Raw genomic sequence first — 20,372 nt, 5'->3', positions numbered from 1 at the left:
CGGCGCTACGCGAGGCGGTCCCGGAGGGACTCAGAGGCCCTGGCCGCCCTCCCAGAGTCGCTCGGACCCGCCGTTGATCATCGCGTCCAGGTGCATGGCCTGCGCATCGGTGAGCGCCGCGACATAGTCGATGATCGCGCGACCGCGGGCGCGCAGGCGCAGGTCGGAGCCGTCCTCGGCGTCCAGGAGATCGGGGTCCTCACGACGCAGCCGCGCCAGGTCCTCGCTCGCCAGGTCGACCAGGTCGAGCAGGCGCCGCGGAGCGCGCCGCACGTCGTGCGGATCGTCGAGCCAGGCCGCGAACCCGTCGACGAGGCGCTCGAGCACGCTCGCCTGGCCGCGCTGGTAGACGGCCAGGTCGGGCCGCTCCAGGATGAACCGCTGGTGCAGGAACTTCAGGACGGCCACCTCGTGCCACGCGGCGGTGCTGAGGGTGACGTGCGCGGAGCGCACGGGAGGCTCCGCCGAGACCGTGACGGAGTGCTGCAGCCGGTTGATCCAGCCGCTGGTGAACTGCGACAGCGACCGCTCCGCGTGCAGCGACCCGTCGAACGGCACCGACAGCAGGCCCTCGACGACGTCGTCGTTGACGCGGGCGACCGCCTCGGCGAAGGCGTCTTCGTCGGCCACCCACGGATCCTTGTCCGCCAGCCGCCGCCACAGCAGCTCCAGCGACCGGCCAGGGATGCGCGAGGTCCGGCGCAGCTCGCCCGGCTCCGCCTGCGCCAGCTCGGCGCGCTCGCGTCGCCAGGCGCGGAACTCCGACGCGATGGTGACCTGGTTCAGCAGACCGGCGCGATAGAAGTCGTCGAGGTCATGCAGCGAGTAGGCGATGTCGTCGGCGATGTCCATCACGGCGCACTCCAGCGTCTGCTGGAACGGCGCGATGGCGGGGTAGGCCGACCGCGCATCGTGCAGCTCATGCAGGTCGAGCGCGTAGACCGAGAACTTGTTGGCTCCGCCTCCGGGGGAGGAGGGCGTGAGGCCGCGCGGCGTGTCGGGCCCGCCGACCGCGTGCTGCCCCTCTCTGCGCAGCCAGGGGTACTTCAGCACGGCGGCGCGCACCGCGGCGGTGAGGTTGAGCCCCGTGCCGGCACGGTCGTGTTCGTCGAGGCGTGTGACGATCCGGAAGGTCTGGGCGTTCCCTTCGAACCCCTCGCTCAGGCCGAAGCGATCCTGCGCGAGCCGGTCGAGCGCCTGCTCTCCCAGGTGCCCGAAGGGCGGGTGACCGAGGTCGTGCGCGGCCGCCCCTGCCTGCGCGACGACGGGGTCGCAGCCGCCCAGCTGCGCCACCACTCGACCCGTCGTGCCGCTGTCGTGGGACACCTGCACGGCGATCGCCCGTGCTACCGCGGACACCTTGACCGAGTGGGTGAGCCGGTTGTGCACCGCGAGACCCGCGCCGGTCTGGGAGATCACCTGCGTGACGGCCGACAGGCGCGAGAAGTAGGGCGAGAACCGGATGCGCTCGAGGTCGACGCGGTACTCGGGGTGGCGTTCGCGACGCTGGAACTCGTCGAGCACCTCCGGCGCGCGTCGCCGCAGCCGCGGATCGGGGCACGCCTGTGTGGCGTCGGTGGCGGGTGCGTCATGGGTCATCGCCCGATGGTATGGCAGGGGGCGGGCATGCCGGCGGAGCGCAGGCGCGGGGCTCGACGCGTTCTGTCAAGCCCCGGGCCGTGCGTCTGGCCCGTTCCTAGCATGGCCCGCGACGGTCACAACCCGAAGGGAACGATCATGTCCGACAACCCCACGCCCATCGAGCTTCAGAAGTACCTCGGCGGCGCCGACTATCCGGCCAGCAAGGACGACCTGGTCGCTCTGGCACGTGACAACGGTGCGCCGGATGACCTCGTCTCGGCGCTCGAGTCGGCCGGGAAGGACTCCTTCGAGAGTCCCGCCGAGGTCAGCAGCGCGGTCGCGGGCGGCTGAGCGGCGTCTTGCTGCGCGAGCGTCGTGGGGCCGCGCCCGTCGCGCTGACGCGAGCGGCCCCTGCCGCCCGTGAGCGGCGTATCGTGGCCGCATGAGCGCCGGAGTGCAGTCCGCGGTGTCCCTCGAGAGCCGCTTCGCGCGCGAGCTTCCGGAGCTGGCGGTGCCCTGGCGGGCGGAGGACTTCCCCGACGCGCGTCTGGTGGTGCTCAACGAGCACCTCGCGGCCGAGCTCGGCCTCGACGCGGAGCTTCTCCGCGCCGGAGACGGGGTGCGGTTCCTGACGGGTGCCGCACTGCCGCCTGGCGCGACGCCGGTCGCGCAGGGGTATGCCGGCCATCAGTTCGGCGCGTACTCGCCACGTCTGGGCGACGGACGAGCACTCCTCCTCGGCGAGGTCGTCGACGTCGCCGGGAGGGTGCGCGACATCCATCTCAAGGGGTCGGGACCCACTCCGTTCACGCGCGCCGGCGACGGTCTGGCGGCCATCGGTCCCATGCTGCGCGAGTACGTCGTCAGCGAGGCGATGCACGCGCTGGGGGTGCCCACCACCCGGTCGCTCGCCGTCGTGGCGACGGGGCAGACGGTGTATCGCGAGACGGCGCTGCCGGGCGCGCTGCTCGTGCGCGTCGCGAGCAGCCACCTGAGGGTCGGCAGCTTCCAGTATGCGGCGGCGACGGGGGATGCGGAGCTGGTCGGACGTCTCGTCGACTTCGCGGTCGCCCGGCACTATCCGCACCTGCTCGAGGCCGAGAATCGGGCGCTCGCGCTGTTCGAAGCGGTGCGCTCCGCGCAGGCGCAGCTGGTCGCGCAGTGGATGCTCCTGGGCTTCGTGCACGGCGTGATGAACACCGACAACATGACGATCTCGGGCGAGACCATCGACTACGGGCCCTGCGCCTTCCTGGACGGCTTCGATCCCGCCGCGGCCTACAGCTCGATCGACGTCGGGCGCCGCTATGCCTACGGCAACCAGCCCGCGATCGCAGGCTGGAACCTCGCCCGGTTCGCCGAGACGCTGCTGCCCGCCTTCCACGAGAACCGAGACGAGGCGATCGCGCTGGCGCAGGAGGCGCTCGACGCGTTCGGCACGCAGTACAGCGCGGCGTGGTCGGAGGGGTTCCGCGCGAAGATCGGCCTGCGCGAGGGCGTGGACGAGGCGGTGACGGGCCCCCTGATCGGCGATCTCGTCGCGCTGATGCAGGGAAGTCGCGTCGACGGCACGTCGTTCTTCCGGCGTCTCGCCGACGCCGCCCGCGGTGTCCCCGAGGGCGCGCGCGGCATGTTCATCGATCTCGCGGGCTTCGACGCGTGGCTGGAACGGTGGAAGCAGCTCGCCCCCGACCCGGATGCGATGGACGCCGTGAACCCGGTGTACATCCCGCGCAATCACCTGGTCGAGGAAGCGCTCGCCGCCGCGACGGACGGAGATCTCGCTCCGCTCGGGCGACTGTGGGAGGCCGTCACCGACCCGTACACGCAGCGTCCGGGCTTCGAGCGCTACGCCGAGCCCGCACCGGAGGACTTCGGGGCGTACCGCACCTTCTGCGGCACGTGACCCGGGTGTCACCGCGGTCGATCGCCGGCGCGTGAGGCGGCGCGCGCCCGGCCCGCTCGCTTCCAGCTCGGGAAGGCGAGCGCAAGGAGAGCGGCGTCGCGCGGCACGCTCAGCCGCAGCCCCGTCAGCTCCTCGACCTGCTGCAACCGGGTGCGCACCGTGTTGCGATGCCGGTAGATAGACGCCGCGATCTCGGCGATGCTCCCGTTCGTCGAGAAGAACCCGTCGATCACGCGGGTGAGTTCCTCGCGCACGTAGTCGGAGAGGTCCTCGAAGGGGCTGAAGATGTCCTCGACCAGAGCGTCGATGACGGTCGGCTCGAGGTGTGCGACGACCTCGAGCCAGTGATCGCGTAGCTCCCGCAGCCCCGGCGCGGCGGCGGCCGTGACCAGCACGCGGGTGTTGCGGATGGCGTCCGTCAGCGCCGCGGCGCGCGGGACCTCCGTCATGCCGGATCGGAAGCCCTGCAGCTCCTCGAGCAGCTGTGTCAGGCGCGCGACAGGCAGGTCCGGGCTCTGGAGCAACCCCACGAGGTAGCCGCTGTGCCACCCGAAGTGATGCGTGACGCCGTGGTGCGAAAGGCGGCCCTGCACGGCCGACAGCGCGCCGTAATCGGAATCACGCAGCTCGGACACCACGCAGAGGAGCGGCTCATTGGGATCGAAGGAGAGCACGGCGAGCTGTTTCGCGATGGCCGCGAAGTTGCCCTCGGCACCCACGGACATGAGCCGTTGAAAGGCCGCGGCCTTGAGCTCGTTGTCCTGCTGCTTGAGTTTCTCACTGGTCTCGCGGTATCCGCGCATCATCTCGTTGATGTTCGCTTCGACCGCCTCCCAGACCCCGACCAGAGCCGTGAGATAGGCCGGATCGCCGCTCAGATGGTGCCGCTCGGCGTCCGCGAGGAAGGCCTCCCAGAGCACCCGCAGGTCGATGCGGAACGACCGCGAGACGGCGGGAAGTCCGATCTGCTGAATTGCGCGCATCTGGCCCGTTTCAAATGCGGAAAGCGCCAGGTCTTTCGGAATGGGGTCGCCGCTGACTCGCATGAGCGCTAATGCGATATTCGTGTGCATTCGACTGTTGAGGCTGATCTCGTCGACCAATTTATAGCTCGGCTCAAGCGTCAGCAATTGCGCCGTGGATTTCTCGACGAGGTGATCGATTTCCTCGGTCATGAGGCGGCGGGCGGCGGCGGCGAGTTGGGCCTGCGGTGACGGGTTGTGCACGGCGCCCACTATACGCCCGGATCCGGGGGCGTCGCGTCCGTTGTCTGAGGCGTCGTTCATATGGTTGTGTGTCGTCAATGCAATCCGGGGGATATCCAGCACACTCGAACGCGGGAGATGATCACGTGCCAGACGTCGATGTCTCACGCAATTATGTGCAACACATTATCGGCACGTTAAAGGCATGTTACGGCATCGATGTCGCCGAACTCAGTCGGCTCGGCGGTGAGCTCGACTGCAATTTCCGGGCGATGAATGCGCGCGGTGACCGGTGGTTCGTGCGGCTCACGCCGATCTCCTTCGGCATGGCCCCCATCGAATGGCAGAATGCGGTGCTGCGTCAGCTGGAGGAACGTCCCCTCTCGGTCGAGACCCCCGTGCTGCTGCCGCAGCGCGACGGCGGCAGCATGTCGGTCGTCGCACTCGGCGAAGACCAGTACGTGCTGCGCGTGACGACATGGGTGCCCGGTCGTTCGGTGGCCGAGCTGGGCGTCACGGACACCGCGTTCCGGAGGCAGCTCGGCCGCCTGGCGGCGGAGATGATCGAGAGCCTGCGCCCCCTCAACGGTGCGCACATCGAGCAGAACGAGCACCACTGGATGGTCGTGCGAAGCGGATACTCCATCCGGTCGGGCAGCCACGCGGTCGAGGATGCCGCGCGACGCTCTCTCCTCGACACCGCGGCCGCCTGGTTCGACCAGGTGGAGGCGCGGATCCCCGCGCTTCCCCAGACCGTCGTGCACCAGGACCTGCACGACTTCAACGTGCTCGGGCTGCGGGACGAGGACGGCTCGGCACGGGTCTCGGGCGTCGTGGACTTCAATGACGCCGTGTTCACGGCTGCGGTGGCTGAGCTCGCGGTCGCCGCCGCATATGCCGGCCTGCGGCAGCCCGACGCCTTCTCCGCCTTCTGCGACGTCGTGACCGGCTTCTGCTCACGGGCAGAGCTCACGGATCTGGAGGTCGATCTCCTGTATCCGCTCGCGGTGGCACGCCTGGCCGTCAACGCCAGCACGTGGAGCGCGCGCGGACAGGCCGGCAATCGCGAGTACGCCGCCTCGCGCAGCGCGGCGACGTGGCCCGCACTGGAGCAGCTGATCGCGGTGGACCCGGAGCACGCGCGCGAGCGGTTCGCGGACATCCGTCTGGAGACCGCGGCGTCGCGCATCGTCCGTGCGGGTCGAACGGCCTGAGGAAGGAAAGGAGGCGGACATGGGATTCATCGATATCGAGGACATCAGCAAGCGCTTCGGCGCCACGCGCGCGCTGCAGGGCGTGAGTCTCACGCTGGAGCGCGGGGAGATCCACGGGCTGCTCGGCGAGAACGGCGCCGGCAAGTCCACCCTGATGAAGGTGCTCTCTGGCGTGGTGGCACCCGACACGGGAAGCGTCACGGTGGACGGGCACGTCATGCCGCTCGGCGACCCGCGCGCGTCGCGCCGAGCCGGGATCGGCATCGCGTTCCAGGAGCTGAGCTCCCCGCCCGACATCTCCGTCGCCATGAAGCTCTGCCTGCGCGACGCGCCGCACAACGCGCTGGGCATGATCTCGCAGCGGAAGCTTCTGCGGAAGGCGACCGCGATCCTCGCCGAGTACGACGCGTCGCACATCCCGGCTTCCGCCCTCATCTCGGAGATCGATCTGGCGACCAAGCAGCAGATCGAGATCATTGCCGCGATGCGCGACGCCACGACGCTTCTGGTGCTCGACGAGCCCACGGCTGCGCTCCCCGATACGGAGTGGCTGTTCGCTCGCATGCGGGAGATCGCGGCACGCGGGGCGGGCATCATCTACATCAGCCACAAGCTGAAGGAGATCGAGGAGGTCTGCCGTCGCGGCACCGTCATCCGCAACGGGCGGGTCGTCGGAGACTTCGTCTCGGGGCAGGTCACGGAGTCTCGGCTCGTCGAGCTGATGATCGGCCGATCGTTCGAGCACGCCTTCCCGGACAAGCCGGAGAGGGAAGCGGACGCGGTGCAGCCCCTGGTGCGGGTCACGGACCTGTCGTCCGGCAAGGCGCGCGGCGTGTCGTTCTCGATGTATCCGGGCGAGATCCTCGGCGTCGCCGCCTTGGAGGGGCAGGGGCAGCGCGACCTGTTCTACACGCTCGCCGGCATGCAGCAGCCCACCGGCGGGCGCATCGACATCGACGCCTCGGCGGCGCGGTGCGCAACGGCCCTCGTGCCGGAGGAGCGCAAGACCGAGGCGCTGTTCCTCGAGCTCAGCTCCACGTTCAACCTCACCGTGTCGACGCTCGGCGCCTTCAGCTCGCTCGGAGTCACCTCGCCGAAGCGCGAGCGGACGATCGCGAGGCAGCGGGCGAGTGACGTGAAGCTTCCGCACCCGATGCTCGAGAAGGCGGTCGGATCGCTGTCGGGCGGCAACCAGCAGAAGGTCGTCTTCGGGCGGGCGCTCTCGCAGGAACCCGCGTGCCTGATCCTGTTCGACCCCACGCGCGGAGTCGACGTGCCGACCAAGGTCGAGCTCTACGCGCTCATCCGCTCGTATGCCCGGTCCGGGCGGACGGTGCTCATGTACTCGACCGAGATCCCCGAGCTGGTGGGCCTGTGCGATCGCGTGCTCACGATGCACAACGGGCGGCTGTCGGGGGAGTTCACGGGATCGCTGATCGACGAGTCGAACGTGATGACGGGTGCGCTGAACCTGCGCACCGTGGAAGAAGGAGCAGCTCGATGAACGCCCGCCGGCGCATCCCGTTCGACATCGTCGCGGCCATCGCGATCTTCGCGGTCGTCTATGGGCTGCTGCTCGCCGTGGCGCCGTTCGAACGCAACCTCTACTCCTTCAGCAACTTCGTGCTGCTGCTGATGCCGCTTGCGGTCGCGGCGATCGGCACCAGCACGGTGCTCATCACGGGCGGCGCCGACATGTCCGTCGCGGGGATGATCGGTCTGTCGAACGTGCTGGCGACGGTGCTGATCTCCGCGCACCCCGAGCAGATGTACGCGATCATGGGCGGCGTCCTCGTGCTGGGCCTGCTGGTCGGCCTCGTGAACGGGCTCCTCGTCGTGCTGCTCCGGCTGCAGGCCATCGCGGTGACGCTCGCGTCGTACATCGTCATGACCGGCGTGGCACTCGTGCTTCTGCCGGCACCCGGCGGCTCCGTGCCGATCGAGTTCACATCGCTGCTCAAGGGCTCCGTCGCCGGGGTGCCCACGGCGCTCGCCGTGCTGGTGGTCCTGGGGCTCGCATGGTCGTGGGCACGACGCACGCGCGCCGGCGTCACGCTCTTCGCGATCGGCAACGACCGGCAGGCGGCCGTGATCTCGGGCCTGCCTGTGCGCGGCACCGAGATCGGGGCGTACACGTTCGCCGGGTTCACGTACGCATTGGCGGGCCTCTACCTCACGGCGCTCACCGCCTCGGGCGACCCGAACGCCGGCTTCCCGTTCCTGCTCACCACCTTCGCCGCGATCGCTCTCGGCCTCGTGAGCTTCCGCGGCGGCAAGGGCTCGGCGATCGGCGCGCTCTTCGGAGCGGCGACGCTCACGGCACTGCCGAAGCTGCTGTTCGGCCTGGGCATCCAGGACTTCTGGTCGGGCCTCATCCAGGGACTCACCATCCTGCTCGCGCTCGGCATCCCGCTCGTGGCGGGAGTGGCCCAGAGAACGCGAACCGATCGGCGCAGCGACATCGCAGCCGCGTCCGCACGAAAGGGAGCCACCCGTGTCGCATAACACCGGAACTGTGCCGCTCACCGCGACGGGCGACGTCGTCGCCGCGCCGTCACCCGTGGCACGCGTCATGAGCTTCGTGAGTCAGCCGATGATCATCGTCTGGCTGCTGCTGATCGCGCTGATTCCGCTGTCGCGCATCGTCAGCCCCAACTTCCCGTCGCTGGGCATGCTGCAGAGCACGCTCATCCTGGGGCTCTTCCTCATCGTGGTCGCCTTCGGCCAGGGGATGGTGATCCTCACGGGCGGACTCGACCTCTCGCTGCCGCAGGCGGTCGCGCTGGGGGCCTTCCTCGCGGGGTTCCTGTCGAACCGCGGATGGCCGGTGGTCGTCGCGGTGCTCGTCGCGCTGGCGGCGACTGCGGCGGTCGGCGTCGTGAACGGGCTCCTCGTCGCGTATGCGAAGTTCCCGCCCTTCATCGTGACGCTGGCGACGGGCACGATGCTGGGCTCGATCCTGCTGGGCGTCAGCCGCGGCACGCCGGCGCAGCCGTCTCCTGCCGTGATCGCCGACCTCTTCAGCGGCCGCCACGCCCTTCTCGGCATTCCGACGCCCATCTGGGCGCTCGCGGTGTTCGTCGTCGTGGCGTATCTCATCCAGATGCGCTCCACCATCGGACGCCGGGCGTTCGCGGTGGGAAACAGCGAGAAGGCGTCGCGCGTCGCCGGGGTGCGCGTCGCGCCGACCCTCGTCACGGCGTACATGATCGCGGGCGTCGCCTACGGCCTTGCGGGGGTGATGCTGCTCGGCTACTCGTCGGGGGCCGACCTCAACATCGGCCAGCAGTGGCTGCTGCCGAGCATCACGGCGGTGGTCATCGGCGGGTCCGCCATCCGCGGCGGAGCCGGCAGCTTCGTCGGCACGATCGGCGGTGCGCTTCTGATCACCGTCATCAACATAGACATCAGTGCCGCAGGGTTCTCGGAGGGCGTCAAGCAGGTGCTCTACGGCGTGATCATCCTGCTGGCCCTCATCGCGGGGCGATTCGGGCGGGCGCGGGCCTGAGCCGCGCGCGGCCAGTGCGACAACCTCGCGTTCGTCCGGCACCGACCCCTGTACCGATTCCCCTGTACCGATTCCCCGTATCGATTCCCTGAACAGATTCCCGAACACAAGCAGATTCCCGAACACAAGCAGATTCCCGAACACAAGCAGATTCCCGAACAAGGAGAAGCACATGGCAATCAAGACGTCACTGTGGCGCAGAGCGGGGGTCGCGGCTGCGGTCCTCCTCGCGGCGACCACGGCGCTGGCCGGCTGCACCGACCCGTCCGCAGGGGCCGGGGGCAAGGAGAAGGTCTTCCTCAACCTCAGCTACAGCGGCAACAACTGGCAGGACGAGGCGGCGAACCTGGCGATGTCGATCGCGCAGTCACCCGAGTACGCCGAGAAGTACGAGGTCACGAAGCAGATCTCCGGCACCGACGTGCAGAAGCAGATCTCCGACCTGCAGTCCATGATCGCGTCGGGGGCGAAGCTCATCGTCTCGTACCCGATCTCGCCCACGGCGCTCGACCAGGTCGTGCAGGAGGGATGCGAGCGCGGAGTGACGTTCGTGTTCTACGACTCGACCGTCAACGCCGACTGCGCCTACAACGTCGCCTTCATCACGGGCGCGCGCGCGGACGACCCGGAGCGCGCGTTCTTCGGCGCCCAGACCGCCGAGGCGCTCGCCGAGATGCTGGGCGGCGAGGGCAAGATCTTCATGAACCGTGGCGTGGCCGGCACATCCACCGACAGCGTGCACTACGAGACGGCGCGCGCGGTGTTCGACACGTACCCGGGCATCGAAGTGGTGGCCGAGTACTACGGCGACTGGGACTCGTCCAAGAGCCAGCAGGAGACCGCGAAGGCCCTCGCCGCGCACCCCGACATCGACGGAGTGTGGTCGCAGGACGGTGAGGCGGGCGTCGTGAAGGCTCTCGAGGCCGCCGGTCTCGAGATCCCCGTCACGGGCGAGGGATCGAACTACTTCCGGCAGCGTCTGAGCGAGGGCTGGCCGGGCGTCTCGTCCGCGTCGCCCCCCGCGCAGGCCGGCGTCGCGATGAAGGTCGGCCTCGAGATCCTCGAGAACGGCGCGGAGGGGATGCCGAAGAACATCGAGATGCCGCTGGAGTGGGTCACGACCGACACGGCGAAGCCCTGCGAGGGAACGGAGTTCGTGGACGGCTGCAACTTCTTCCCGGGTGAGGACGACACGTTCGTCACTGCGATCTTCCAGCCCGATCTGCTGCCGGAGGCCAACCTCGAGGCCGCCAAGACCGGTGAGCCGGTCGCCGAGGTGCAGCCGCTGCCGGAGATGTCTCAGTTCGAGCAGCCCGAGTCGCGGCGCATCTACACGCGCGGGGCCTGCGACGACGGCTGGACCGAGGGCCCGGTCACCGAGGGGCAGATCCCCGCAGGCCTTCCGGGCTGCGTGCAGGAGTAGAAGATGCGTTCCGGGCGGGGCGATCGCCCCGCCCCGAACGGACGACAGGAGGGATGGACGATGGAGATCAACGCAGACGCCGGCGAGAGCTTCGGCCGCTGGAGCCTGGGCGACGATGAGGCGCTGTTCCGGCACATCGACGCCGTGAACATCGCGTGCGGGTTCCACGGCGGCGACCCGACCACGATGCGCAGGACGGTCGATCTCGCGCTCGAGTACGACCTCAGCATCGGGGCGCATCCGGGGTACCAGGACCTGCTCGGCTTCGGCCGTCGGATCATCCCGATGCCGCACGACCAGGTCGTCGACCTCATCCTGTATCAGGTGGGAGCGCTCGAGGCCATCGTCCGCTCACGCGGCGGTGTGCTGCGCCACATCAAGCCCCATGGGTCGCTGTACGGGGTCATCGCCCGGGATGCGGAACTGGGCGAGGCGGTCGGACGGGCCCTGGCGGCGGTCTATCCGAATGCTCCGGTCTACCTCGCCCCGAGCGTCGGCGCCGATGCGATGGAGGCCGTCGGCTGCCGGGTCGTGCGCGAGAACGCCGTCGACCTCGAGTTCGACGACGAGGCGATGAACATCATCGATCCCGTGCCGCGCGAGAAGGACCCCGCGATCGTGGCGGCGCAGGCGCTGCGCATCGCCGAGGGGAGCGTGCTGAGCCGCACCGGCAATATCGTCCCCATGGAGATCGCCAGCATGTGCGTGCACGGCGACCGCTCCAACGCTCCCCAGATCGCCGCCGCCGTCCGCGCGGCGCTGACCGACGCCGGCGTCCATGTCGGCCCGCTGCACCGCTGAGGCGACGATGGCCGATATCTACAAGACGCTCCAGGGCGGGGCCCGGTTGAGCTTCGGCGGCGACGAGTTCGTCTTCGTCGAGCTCTCGGAAGACATGCGCATCCCGCAGGCGCTCGCCATTCAGGCGCTCACCCAGCGCATCGCAGCGCTCGATGTCGCGGGCGTGATCGACGTCTGCCCGGCGCACGCCAGCTACATGATCCGCTTCGACTCCGAGCTCGTCGACCTCGACGGGCTGCTCGCGCTGCTCGACGACATGCATGCTCAGGCTTCCGGCGAAGCCTCGGCGTCGATCGAGACCAGCATCATCGACGTCCCCGTCTACTACGACGACCCGTGGACGCGCGAGACGCTCATGAAGTTCCGCGACCGGCATCAGGACCCGGACAGCACCGACATCGACTACGTCGCGCGGATCAACGGGTATGCCGGGGCCGACGAGCTCGCCGCGGCACATGCCGAGCATCCGTTCCTCGTGACGTTCCCCAACTTCGTGCCGGGCAATGCCGAGTCCGTGCAGCTCGTTCCGCGCGAGCGTCAGATCGAGGCGCCGAAGTACAAGCGTCCCCGCACCGAGACGCCGTCGCGCGCGGTCGGGCATGGCGGTGCCTTCACCAACGTCTACCCGTCGTTCGGGGCCGGGGGCGTGCAGCTGATCGGGCGCACACCCATCGACATCGTCGACATGGATCAGGCGCGTCCGGACTTCGCCGAGAGTCCCGTGCTCTTCACCGCGGGCGCGCTGCTGGCGTTCCGGCGGATCGACGGCGACGAGTACGTCGACATCCGCCGCCGTGTCGAGGCGGGGGAGTACCGCGTTCGGCGTGCGCCGGTCGTCTTCTCGGTCGCACGGCACCTCGACGACTGGCACGGATACAACCGCGAGCTCAAGGAGGCCCTGAGATGATGCGCGTGACGATGCCCGGGCTGCAGACCCTCGTGCAGGACGGCGGCCGGGACGGGTACTACGCGATGGGCATGCCGCCTGCCGGAGCGCTCGACCAGCGGTCGTATCGCGTCGGGAACGTGCTGGTCGGCAACGCCTCCGATGCCGCGAGTCTGGAGTTCGCGTTCATGGGTCCGGCGATCGCGTTCACCGAGGACGCCCTCGTCGCGGTGACGGGCGCGGATGTCGTCGTGCTGGTCGACGGCGAGGCCCGACCGGGATGGACGGCGCTGCGCATCCGCGCGGGGCAGACGCTGTCGTTCGGTCCCATGACGCGCGGCAGCCGCGGCTACATCGCCGTGCGGGGCGGCATCGATGTGCCTCAGCGGCTCGGGAGCCGCTCGACCTACGCCACGATCGGCTTCGGCGGCCACGAGGGTCGCGCGCTCGCGGCCGGCGACGTCCTGCCGGTCGGCGACCAGCTGCGCGAAGGGACCACCGACGAGGAGGGACTGTCGCTTCCCGAGGATCGGCGTCCCGCTCTTGAGTCGCACGTGCAGCTCGCGGTCGTGCCGGGGCTGTGCAACTACCGCTTCACCCCGGAGTCGGTGGAGCGGTTCTTCGCGTCGACGTTCACCGTCTCGCACGAGGCGAATCGCACGGGCTTCCGGTTGTCGGGGCCGTCGCTCGACTTCGTTCCGCGAGAGCCGCCGTTCGGGGCGGGGGACGACCCGAGCAACGTCGTCAATCTGGGCTACCCGCTCGGATCCATCCAGATCCCCAGCGGCACCGAGCCGATCTGCCTCCTGCGCGACGCCGTGACCGGCGGCGGCTACGTCACCTTCGGCACGATCGTGTCCACGGAGCTCGACAAGCTCGCCCAGCTGAAGACCCCCGAGACCGTGAGCTTCCGCGCCGTCTCGCCCGACGACGCCCGCCGCATCCGGGCCGAGGCCCGAGCCGACCTCGCGGACATCGCCCGCACGCTGTCCGCGTGACGTCACCGATTCCGCTCGATTCCACCAAACGAAAGTGCGCACCATGAACAGCAATGTGATCTCCTCGCCCGCCCCCGGAATCTTCTGGCACCGCCGGAGCCCTGAGGCGGAGCCCTTCCTCGCCCCCGGGCAGGAGGTGCGTCAGGGGCAGCCGATCGGCGTCATCGAGGTCATGAAGATGTTCGTCGAGGTCAACGCGGACCGAGACGGCGTCTTCAAGGCGTACGCGGTGGACAATGGCGCCTCCGTGCCGATGGGCGCCGCGCTCGTCGAGCTGGAGGAGGCGTGATGCGCCGTGTGCTCGTCGCGAACAGAGGCGAGATCGCCGTGCGCGTGATCCGTGCCTGCCACGACGAGGGCATCGAGGCGGTCGCCGTCTACTCGGAGGCGGACGCGGACGCTCTGCACGTGCGGCTTGCGGACGCCGCGGTGCTGGTGGGCCCGGCCCCGGCCGCGGAGAGCTACCTGCGGCAGGAGGCGCTGATCGAAGCCGCCCGTTCTGCCGGCGCCGATGCGGTGCACCCGGGTTACGGCTTTCTCTCGGAGAACGCCGATTTCGCCCGTCGGGTGGAGCAGGCGGGGCTCATCTGGATCGGTCCGCCCGCGGATGTCATCGAGCGGATGGGCAATAAGGCCGCGGCCCGCGCCCTCGCGATCTCCGCCGGGGTGCCGGTGGTGCCGGGCACGGAGGTCCTGGTCGACGTCGCCGAGGCGCGAGCCGAGGCCGCCCGGATCGGATACCCCGTGCTGCTGAAAGCGGCGGAGGGCGGCGGCGGCAAGGGCATCCGCGAGATCCGCGGCGAAGAGGAGCTGGCGGTGGCGTTCGAGGAGGTGGTGCGGGAGGTGACGGCGGCGTTCGGCGCCGCGAGCCTCTACCTCGAGAAGTCGCTGACGGAGGTGCGTCACATCGAGGTGCAGCTGATCGGCGACCGGCACGGCAGCATCGTGCATCTCTTCGAGCGCGATTGCTCGCTGCAGCGCCGGCGTCAGAAGGTGGTGGAGGAGGCTCCCGCGTACGGGCTGCCCGATGAGACACGCGCCGCCTTGCACCGCTACGCGGTGGCTCTCGGATCGGCCCTGTCGTATTCGTCCGCCGGAACGGTGGAGTTCCTGGTCGATGCCGACGGCGGCATCTACTTCATCGAGGTCAACACCCGCATCCAGGTGGAGCACGGCATCACCGAGATGATCACGGGGGTCGACGTCTGCGCCGAGCAGCTCCGCGTGGCAGCCGGAGCGCCGCTCAGCTTCGCGCAGTCGGACCTCGCCGTCTCGGGGCACGCGATCGAGGCCCGAATCAACGCCGAGAACCCGGCGTTCCATTTCCTCGGCAGCCCGGGCGTCATCGAGTACTGCCGCGTGCCGGGCGGCATCGGCGTGCGCGTCGACACCTTCATCGAGACGGGGGTCACGGTGCAGCCGTACTACGACTCGCTGATTGCCAAGGTGATGGTCCACGCCCCCACCCGCGCGGCGGCCCGTCGGCGACTTGATCGCGCGCTCGACGAGCTCGAGGTCACAGGCATCGCGACGACCGCGGGCGTGATCCGTCGCATCAACGAGCAGGAGTGGTTCAGCGAGGCCGACTACTCGACCGTGACGCTCGAGGGCACTCTTCCGGCGCTGATCGGCGCGTAGCGCGAGTGCGAGAAGGGCGGGCCCGGGGAACATCCCCGGGCCCGCCCTTCGTGCGCCGCCGCGCTCAGCGAGTCGCCCGCAGCGCCGCGTCCAGCGCGTCCAGCAGGCGCGGCGCGTGCTCGGGGCCGAACACGAGCGGCGGGCGCACCTTCAGCACGTTGGCGGCGGGTCCGGATGCGCTGATCAGCACACGGTTCTCGCGCATCTCGTTGACCACGCGGGCCGCCCGTGCGGGATCCGGTGCTCCCTCGCCGTCGCTGATGTCGATGGCGAAGAAGAGCCCCGAGCCGCGCACGCCGGTCACGGAATCGTGCTCGGTCGCGAGCGTGCGCAGCTCGTCCAGCAGGGAGGCGCCGAGGTTCTTCGCGTTCTCGAGCAGCCTGCGCCCGATGAGCTCGTCGAGAACGGCATCCGCCGCCGCGATGCTCACGGGGTTGCCGCCGAATGTGTTGAAGTAGCGGACATCGCGACCGAAGCGGTCGAGGACGTCGGGGCGCCCGAACAGACCGGCGATCGGAATGCCGTTGCCCATCGGCTTGCCCGTCACGACCAGGTCGGGGTGCACGCCCTGCCCGGGGAAGCCCCACCAGTCGCCGGTGCGGCCGAAGCCCGGCTGCACCTCGTCGGCGATGTAGAGACCGCCGTGCGCGCGGATCGCGTCGGCCGCGGGCCCGAGCACCCGGGGCGACGTGCCCTGCAGGCCGTCGCTCGACATGATCGAGTCGACGATCAGCGCGGCGGGCTCGTGCCCGCGCGCGCGCAGCGCCGCCACCGCCTGATGCACCCGCTCCGCGAACGCCGCGGCGGCCTGCTCCGGCGCCTCGGCGGCCAGGTCGGGAGCCGTGACGAGCTCGATCTCGCTCGGGATCGGGTTGTTGGGGCCGAGGCTCGGCGACACGGCCGCCGCGGCCTCCGTCGTGCCGTGGTAGGCATGTGCGGTCGCGATCACCCCGCGGCGCCCGGTGACGTGGCGCGAGACGCGCAGCGCCAGGTCGACGGCCTCGCTGCCGGTGCACACGAAGACCGCCTGGTCGAGGCCGTCGCCGAGGAGCCCGGTCACACGTTCGGCGTAGTTCACGACGGCGTCGTTCAGGTACCGGGTGTGCGTGTTGAGAACAGACAGCTGCTCGCTCACCCGCGCGCGCACCACGGGGTTCGAGTGGCCCACCACCGGCACATTGTTGTAAGCGTCGAGGTAGTCGCGTCCGTCCGCGTCGTACAGCAGCACCCCCTCACCCCGGACGAGGTGCACGGGGCGCTGGTAGAAGAGCCGGTAGGGAGCGCCGAGCACCCGCTGTCTCCGCTCGAGCAGCTCGGAGTCGGCCTCTGGCAGCGCGACGGCCGCGGCGGGGTTGAAGCTGTTGGCCATGTGCATGGACTGGGTCACGTGAACCTCCTCGATCGCCTTTCAACGTAGCTTCGGCGTCCGCGCCGCCGAGGGCGGGGCGGCGAAGTGGGTGCACGGCGTCGGATCGGACGCGCGGCCGTGTGCAGCCGTCACATTCGCGGGTCGCCAGACGGGGCTCGAGCCCGCGTTCCCCGCCACGGAAGTGAACTATCCTGCACTCTGTGGATATCGCGGCGGAGGCTCGGACGGGTGGTCCGAACCCCGCAGACCACGGTCTCTCCTCCGCCACGCGTCGTGCGATCGCGGCGCCATGAGGACCTCCATCTCGACTCGCGTGCCGGCGTGGGTGCTGGCATTGGCCGCCATGCCGACGGTCCAGCTCGCGAACGCGCTCTCCGTCGGCGTGATCGCGCACGTCGGATCGGCCGGCACGGCCTGGCTGCGCATGTGCTGCGGTGCCGTGCTTCTGTGGGTGATCGCTCGTCCGTCCCTCCGGTCGCTGCGGGCGAGAGACCTTCCCGCGGTGCTCCTCTGGGCGCCGCGACCGGGTTCATGACCACGTTCTTCCTGGCGGCTGTCGAGCGCATCCCGCTCGGCACGGCCGTCGCCATCGAGTTCCTGGGTCCGCTCACGGTCGCGGGCGTCATGAGCCGAAGCCGCAGGGCGCTCGTCTGGCCGCTGCTGGCTCTGATGGGCGTGGTGCTGCTGACCGAGCCGTGGCACGGGGAGGTCGACCTCGCCGGGGTGGGCTTCGCGCTGCTCGCGGCAGCATGCTGGGGCTCGTACAACGTGCTCATGCAGCGCGTGGGCGACCGCTTCTCGGGCATCAGCGGACTGTCGCTGACCATCCCCGTCGCCGCGCTCGCGACGCTGCCCGTCGGGCTGCCGCAGGTGATCGGCGGCGACTTCTCGTGGGGGGTGCTGCTGGCTGCGGCCGGAATCGCCCTCACCGCTCCGGTGATCGCGTTCGGGCTGGAGATGCTCGCCCTGCGCCGGATGACCCACACGGCGTTCGGCACGCTGCTGTCGATCGAGCCGGCGTTCGGCGTGCTGATCGGGCTGCTCATCCTGCATCAGGCGCCCACGCTCCTGCAGGTGGGCGGCATCGCGCTGGTGGTGATCGCCGGCGCGGCGGCGCAGCGCGACGGGCGGCGGAAGCCGGCGCAGGAGCCGGGCGAACCACGACCGACCGCTGTCGAGGCGGTCTGACGGTCCGCGTCAAGCCCATGCCGCAGGGCGACACGGGCGCCTAACGTCACCGACATGTCTCCTCGACGCTCCACGCCGCGGCCGGGCGCCCCCCGGCTCGTCCGCAACGTCGTGCCCGGCGTCCACCGGCTCGAGCACGCGCATGTCAACTGCTACCTCATCGAGGATCAGGGCGAGGTGACGATCGTCGACACCGCCTTTCCCGCCACGTGGCGTCACCTGATGCGCGCCCTCCAGGCGATCGGCAGCGGCCCCGACGCCGTGCGGGCGGTCGTGCTGACGCACGCGCACTTCGACCATCTCGGCTTCGCACGCGCGGCCCAGACCCAGTGGCAGGTGCCGGTGTTCGCCCATCCGGATGAGGCCGAGCTCGCGTCGCATCCCTATCGCTACGCGCACGAATCGCCGCGCCTGAAGTACGCGCTGCGATACCCCGCGAACCTGCCCGTCTTCGCGCGCATGACGGCGGCGGGCGCCCTGAACGTGCGTGCGGTGGCGGGACTGACCCCGATCCCGGCCGATGCGACGCTCGACCTCCCCGGGCGGCCGCGGGTGGTGTTCAGCCCAGGGCACACCTTCGGGCACTGTGCGCTGCTGCTGCCCGACCGCGACGCGCTGCTCAGCGGCGACGCGCTCGTGACGTTCGACCCGTACACGACCGAGACGGGGCCGCGGGTCGTTGCGGCCGCCGCGACGGCCGACGTCGACCAGGCGCTCGAGTCGCTCGCGCGCCTGGACGACACCGACGCCCGTGTCGTGCTGCCCGGCCACGGCGAGCCGTGGCGCCAGGGCGTGCGCTCGGCGACCGCGCACGCGCGCAGGGTCGGCCGCCGCTGAGCGGCGGATCAGGAGCCCTCGGACACCTGGTAGATCTCGTCGGCGACGAGGCCGTGCGCCTCCCGGTGCACGGCGCTCGCGGCCTCCGCATCAGGCGCGTCCACGAGGCAGAAGATCTTGCCCTGCGCCTCGTCGACCCAGTAACGCAGATACTTCACGCCGTGCGCGTCCTGCGTGGCGAGGTCGGCGGCATGGGCCTCGGCCACGTCCTCCCGCTTCACACCGCCCTCCAGCGTGTGCACATCCATGTACAGGCCCATGCCTCTCCCTTCCGTGTGCGGCGGGAAATCCGCCCGCTTGCAGGACAGGAGCCTCCGGCTCTCGGGGTGATGCAGCGGAGGCTCGGGTGCTTCTTGCGTCGGCCCGTCGCGCTCGCGCGCGGGACTAGGGTGCAGGAGTGACCGATGAACCGGGCGACGCCTCGCGCCGGCGCGTGCTCGCGATCGCGATCCTCGCGTCGTTCGTGGCGTTCCTCGACTCGAGCATCGTCAACGTCGCGCTGCCCGCGGTCCGCGCGGAGCTCGGCGGCGGGCTGGCGGGCCAGCAGTGGATGGTCAACGCCTACCTCGTCACCCTCGGCGCGCTGATCCTCGTGGCCGGCTCGCTCAGCGACCAGTTCGGGCGGGTGCTCGTCCTGCGGATGGGCCTCATCGGCTTCCTCGTGTCGTCGATCGCCATCGCGGCGGCCCCGACGATCGAGTTCGCGATCGTCGCGCGCGCTGTGCAGGGGATCGCGGGGGCGCTGCTCGTGCCCAGCTCGCTGGCCCTGATCACCTCGCACTTCGACGAGTCGTCGCGCGGGCGGGCGATCGGCGCGTGGACCGCGGCGACCAGTGCGGCGATGCTCGTCGCGCCGCTCGTCGGGGGCCTGTTCATCGACCTCGCGTCGTGGCGGTGGGCGTTTCTGCTCAACGCGCTGCCGATCGGGGCGACGCTGTCGCTGCTCGCGGGGCTGCGAGCGGACGACGCGCGGAACCCGGATGCGCGCGTCGACGTGCTCGCGTGCGCCCTGTGCGCGCTGGGGCTCGGCGGCGTGGTGTTTGCTCTCATCGAGGGACCGCGCATCGGATGGGGTGCCCCGCTGGTGGTCGCGGCGCTGGCGCTGGGGATCATCCTGTTCGCCGGGTTCCTCGTGCGCGAGCGGCGGGCGAGCCAGGCGATCCTGCCGCTGGATCTGTTCCGCCTCCGCAACTTCTGGGCCGGCAACCTCGCCACCGCGTTCGTGTACGGCGCTCTGGCCCTCAACGGCTTCGCGGTCGTCGTGTACCTGCAGGAGACCGCGGGCCTGTCGGCCACGCTCGCGGGCCTCGCGTCGCTGCCCACGACGGTCGTGATGATCCTCGGCTCTTCGCGCGTCGGGGCGTGGGCGGGGCGGAGGGGGCCGCGATTGTTCATGACGGCCGGGCCCGCGGCCATGGCCGCCGGCGCGGCCCTGCTTCTCACGGTGGGCGAGCCGTTCGACTACTGGCTGCAGATGCTGCCGGGCATCGTGCTGCTGGGCGTCGGACTCACGCTGACCGTGTCGCCGCTCACGACCGCCGTGCTGGGCGCGGTCGCACCGGCTCGCTCAGGCACCGCCTCGGCGGTCAACAACGCCGTCGCACGCGTGGCGGGGCTGCTCGTCGTCGCGGTCGTCGCGGTGATCACCGGGGGAGGGCTGGATCTCGCGGGCTTCCATCGCGCGGCCCTGGCGACGGCTGTGCTGTTCGCGGCGGGGGCGGCGGTGTCGTGGGCCGGCATCCGCAACGCGCGGCCCGCCCGCGACGCGGCCTGACCGCCGTGGTCGCGCTCTTCCGACCGGGAGAGGGCGACACCCCT

General features: G+C 70.3%; 20 protein-coding genes. 16 read left to right on the top strand and 4 right to left on the bottom strand.

Translation table 11 applies throughout. The annotated features are described in order from the left end of the window. Positions 1-30 precede the first annotated feature (30 nt). Positions 31-1,599: a deoxyguanosinetriphosphate triphosphohydrolase family protein gene (locus ABTW64_RS01390; protein ID WP_350618407.1), complete on the bottom strand. Its 1,569-nt coding sequence runs from the start codon at positions 1,597-1,599 to the stop codon at positions 31-33. 138 nt (positions 1,600-1,737) lie between these two features. Between ABTW64_RS01390 and ABTW64_RS01385 the strand changes: the two genes are divergently transcribed. After that, positions 1,738-1,932: a DUF2795 domain-containing protein gene (locus ABTW64_RS01385; protein ID WP_350618405.1), complete on the top strand. Its 195-nt coding sequence runs from the start codon at positions 1,738-1,740 to the stop codon at positions 1,930-1,932. A 91-nt stretch (positions 1,933-2,023) separates the two neighbouring features. Next, positions 2,024-3,487: a protein adenylyltransferase SelO gene (locus ABTW64_RS01380; protein WP_350618403.1), complete on the top strand. Its 1,464-nt coding sequence runs from the start codon at positions 2,024-2,026 to the stop codon at positions 3,485-3,487. Positions 3,488-3,495: 8 nt separating this feature from the next. Here ABTW64_RS01380 and ABTW64_RS01375 read toward each other — a convergent pair whose 3' ends face one another. Continuing rightward, positions 3,496-4,713 carry a PucR family transcriptional regulator gene (locus ABTW64_RS01375; protein WP_350618401.1) on the bottom strand — a complete coding sequence of 406 codons (1,218 nt, stop codon included), beginning with the start codon at positions 4,711-4,713 and terminating at the stop codon, positions 3,496-3,498. Positions 4,714-4,964: 251 nt separating this feature from the next. On the opposite strand from ABTW64_RS01375, the gene ABTW64_RS01370 reads away from it, so the two are divergent. From ABTW64_RS01370 to ABTW64_RS01325, 10 genes are all read left to right on the top strand, one after another. Further along, positions 4,965-5,906: a phosphotransferase gene (locus ABTW64_RS01370; RefSeq protein ID WP_350618399.1), complete on the top strand. Its 942-nt coding sequence runs from the start codon at positions 4,965-4,967 to the stop codon at positions 5,904-5,906. 19 nt (positions 5,907-5,925) lie between these two features. Then, the gene (locus tag ABTW64_RS01365) at positions 5,926-7,410 is read left to right on the top strand and encodes a sugar ABC transporter ATP-binding protein (protein ID WP_350618397.1); all 1,485 of its coding nucleotides are present in this window, start codon (positions 5,926-5,928) and stop codon (positions 7,408-7,410) included. Then, on the top strand, positions 7,407-8,411 hold the full coding sequence (locus ABTW64_RS01360) for an ABC transporter permease (protein ID WP_350618395.1): 1,005 nt from the start codon (positions 7,407-7,409) through the stop codon (positions 8,409-8,411). Before ABTW64_RS01365 ends, ABTW64_RS01360 begins: the two co-directional genes overlap by 4 nt. Continuing rightward, positions 8,401-9,414 (top strand): ABC transporter permease, encoded by a 1,014-nt coding sequence (locus tag ABTW64_RS01355; RefSeq protein ID WP_350618393.1) that lies wholly within the window; start codon positions 8,401-8,403, stop codon positions 9,412-9,414. The genes ABTW64_RS01360 and ABTW64_RS01355 overlap by 11 nt, the downstream gene beginning before the upstream one ends. Before the next feature lie 172 nt (positions 9,415-9,586). Then, complete coding sequence (locus ABTW64_RS01350) at positions 9,587-10,837, top strand: sugar ABC transporter substrate-binding protein (RefSeq protein WP_350618391.1); 1,251 nt, start codon at positions 9,587-9,589, stop codon at positions 10,835-10,837. 60 nt (positions 10,838-10,897) lie between these two features. Further along, entirely contained in the window at positions 10,898-11,638 is a 741-nt protein-coding gene (locus ABTW64_RS01345) for a LamB/YcsF family protein (protein ID WP_350618389.1), read from the top strand. Between the two features lie 7 nt (positions 11,639-11,645). Next, complete coding sequence (locus tag ABTW64_RS01340) at positions 11,646-12,545, top strand: 5-oxoprolinase subunit B family protein (RefSeq protein WP_350618387.1); 900 nt, start codon at positions 11,646-11,648, stop codon at positions 12,543-12,545. Beyond that, positions 12,542-13,522 (top strand): 5-oxoprolinase subunit C family protein, encoded by a 981-nt coding sequence (locus ABTW64_RS01335; protein ID WP_350618385.1) that lies wholly within the window; start codon positions 12,542-12,544, stop codon positions 13,520-13,522. The genes ABTW64_RS01340 and ABTW64_RS01335 overlap by 4 nt, the downstream gene beginning before the upstream one ends. Positions 13,523-13,565: 43 nt before the next feature. Then, positions 13,566-13,811, top strand: coding sequence for a biotin/lipoyl-containing protein (locus tag ABTW64_RS01330; protein ID WP_350618383.1), 246 nt, complete (start codon positions 13,566-13,568; stop codon positions 13,809-13,811). Next, the gene (locus tag ABTW64_RS01325; protein WP_350618381.1) at positions 13,811-15,160 is read left to right on the top strand and encodes an acetyl-CoA carboxylase biotin carboxylase subunit; all 1,350 of its coding nucleotides are present in this window, start codon (positions 13,811-13,813) and stop codon (positions 15,158-15,160) included. Before ABTW64_RS01330 ends, ABTW64_RS01325 begins: the two co-directional genes overlap by 1 nt. Positions 15,161-15,224: 64 nt before the next feature. Here the strand turns inward: ABTW64_RS01325 and ABTW64_RS01320 are convergent, their stop codons facing one another. Then, positions 15,225-16,547 (bottom strand): aspartate aminotransferase family protein, encoded by a 1,323-nt coding sequence (locus ABTW64_RS01320; protein WP_350618379.1) that lies wholly within the window; start codon positions 16,545-16,547, stop codon positions 15,225-15,227. 271 nt (positions 16,548-16,818) lie between these two features. Here ABTW64_RS01320 and ABTW64_RS01315 point away from each other — a divergent pair, with 271 nt between their 5' ends. The 3 genes from ABTW64_RS01315 to ABTW64_RS01305 are packed head-to-tail and all read left to right on the top strand — an operon-like array spanning position 16,819 to position 18,554. Further along, the gene (locus ABTW64_RS01315; RefSeq protein ID WP_350618377.1) at positions 16,819-17,064 is read left to right on the top strand and encodes a DMT family transporter; all 246 of its coding nucleotides are present in this window, start codon (positions 16,819-16,821) and stop codon (positions 17,062-17,064) included. Beyond that, on the top strand, positions 17,061-17,717 hold the full coding sequence (locus ABTW64_RS01310; protein ID WP_350618375.1) for an EamA family transporter: 657 nt from the start codon (positions 17,061-17,063) through the stop codon (positions 17,715-17,717). Before ABTW64_RS01315 ends, ABTW64_RS01310 begins: the two co-directional genes overlap by 4 nt. Before the next feature lie 54 nt (positions 17,718-17,771). Further along, positions 17,772-18,554, top strand: a complete 783-nt coding sequence (locus ABTW64_RS01305) for an MBL fold metallo-hydrolase (protein ID WP_350618373.1) — start codon at positions 17,772-17,774, stop codon at positions 18,552-18,554. Between the two features lie 8 nt (positions 18,555-18,562). On the opposite strand, the gene ABTW64_RS01300 is transcribed toward ABTW64_RS01305, so the two are convergent. Then, positions 18,563-18,814 (bottom strand): DUF4242 domain-containing protein, encoded by a 252-nt coding sequence (locus tag ABTW64_RS01300; protein WP_350618371.1) that lies wholly within the window; start codon positions 18,812-18,814, stop codon positions 18,563-18,565. Positions 18,815-18,951: 137 nt separating this feature from the next. Here ABTW64_RS01300 and ABTW64_RS01295 point away from each other — a divergent pair, with 137 nt between their 5' ends. After that, entirely contained in the window at positions 18,952-20,328 is a 1,377-nt protein-coding gene (locus ABTW64_RS01295) for an MFS transporter (RefSeq protein WP_350618369.1), read from the top strand. The last annotated feature ends 44 nt before the right edge of the window (positions 20,329-20,372 follow it).

This window comes from Microbacterium sp. NPDC096154 (genome assembly GCF_040302945.1).
In the GTDB taxonomy this organism is placed as follows: Bacteria; Actinomycetota; Actinomycetes; order Actinomycetales; family Microbacteriaceae; genus Microbacterium.
This window is presented reverse-complemented; position numbering and strand designations above follow the sequence as displayed.

Coding starts and splice junctions, on each gene's coding strand:
- ABTW64_RS01340 (WP_350618387.1), top strand. CDS start 11,646: ATGGCCGATATCTACAAGACGCTCCAGGGCGGGGCCCGGTTGAGCTTC.
- ABTW64_RS01365 (WP_350618397.1), top strand. CDS start 5,926: ATGGGATTCATCGATATCGAGGACATCAGCAAGCGCTTCGGCGCCACG.
- ABTW64_RS01315 (WP_350618377.1), top strand. CDS start 16,819: ATGAGGACCTCCATCTCGACTCGCGTGCCGGCGTGGGTGCTGGCATTG.
- ABTW64_RS01305 (WP_350618373.1), top strand. CDS start 17,772: ATGTCTCCTCGACGCTCCACGCCGCGGCCGGGCGCCCCCCGGCTCGTC.
- ABTW64_RS01385 (WP_350618405.1), top strand. CDS start 1,738: ATGTCCGACAACCCCACGCCCATCGAGCTTCAGAAGTACCTCGGCGGC.
- ABTW64_RS01350 (WP_350618391.1), top strand. CDS start 9,587: ATGGCAATCAAGACGTCACTGTGGCGCAGAGCGGGGGTCGCGGCTGCG.
- ABTW64_RS01390 (WP_350618407.1), bottom strand. CDS start 1,599: ATGACCCATGACGCACCCGCCACCGACGCCACACAGGCGTGCCCCGAT.
- ABTW64_RS01300 (WP_350618371.1), bottom strand. CDS start 18,814: ATGGGCCTGTACATGGATGTGCACACGCTGGAGGGCGGTGTGAAGCGG.
- ABTW64_RS01370 (WP_350618399.1), top strand. CDS start 4,965: ATGAATGCGCGCGGTGACCGGTGGTTCGTGCGGCTCACGCCGATCTCC.
- ABTW64_RS01345 (WP_350618389.1), top strand. CDS start 10,898: ATGGAGATCAACGCAGACGCCGGCGAGAGCTTCGGCCGCTGGAGCCTG.
- ABTW64_RS01310 (WP_350618375.1), top strand. CDS start 17,061: ATGACCACGTTCTTCCTGGCGGCTGTCGAGCGCATCCCGCTCGGCACG.
- ABTW64_RS01380 (WP_350618403.1), top strand. CDS start 2,024: ATGAGCGCCGGAGTGCAGTCCGCGGTGTCCCTCGAGAGCCGCTTCGCG.
- ABTW64_RS01330 (WP_350618383.1), top strand. CDS start 13,566: ATGAACAGCAATGTGATCTCCTCGCCCGCCCCCGGAATCTTCTGGCAC.
- ABTW64_RS01360 (WP_350618395.1), top strand. CDS start 7,407: ATGAACGCCCGCCGGCGCATCCCGTTCGACATCGTCGCGGCCATCGCG.
- ABTW64_RS01325 (WP_350618381.1), top strand. CDS start 13,811: ATGCGCCGTGTGCTCGTCGCGAACAGAGGCGAGATCGCCGTGCGCGTG.
- ABTW64_RS01335 (WP_350618385.1), top strand. CDS start 12,542: ATGATGCGCGTGACGATGCCCGGGCTGCAGACCCTCGTGCAGGACGGC.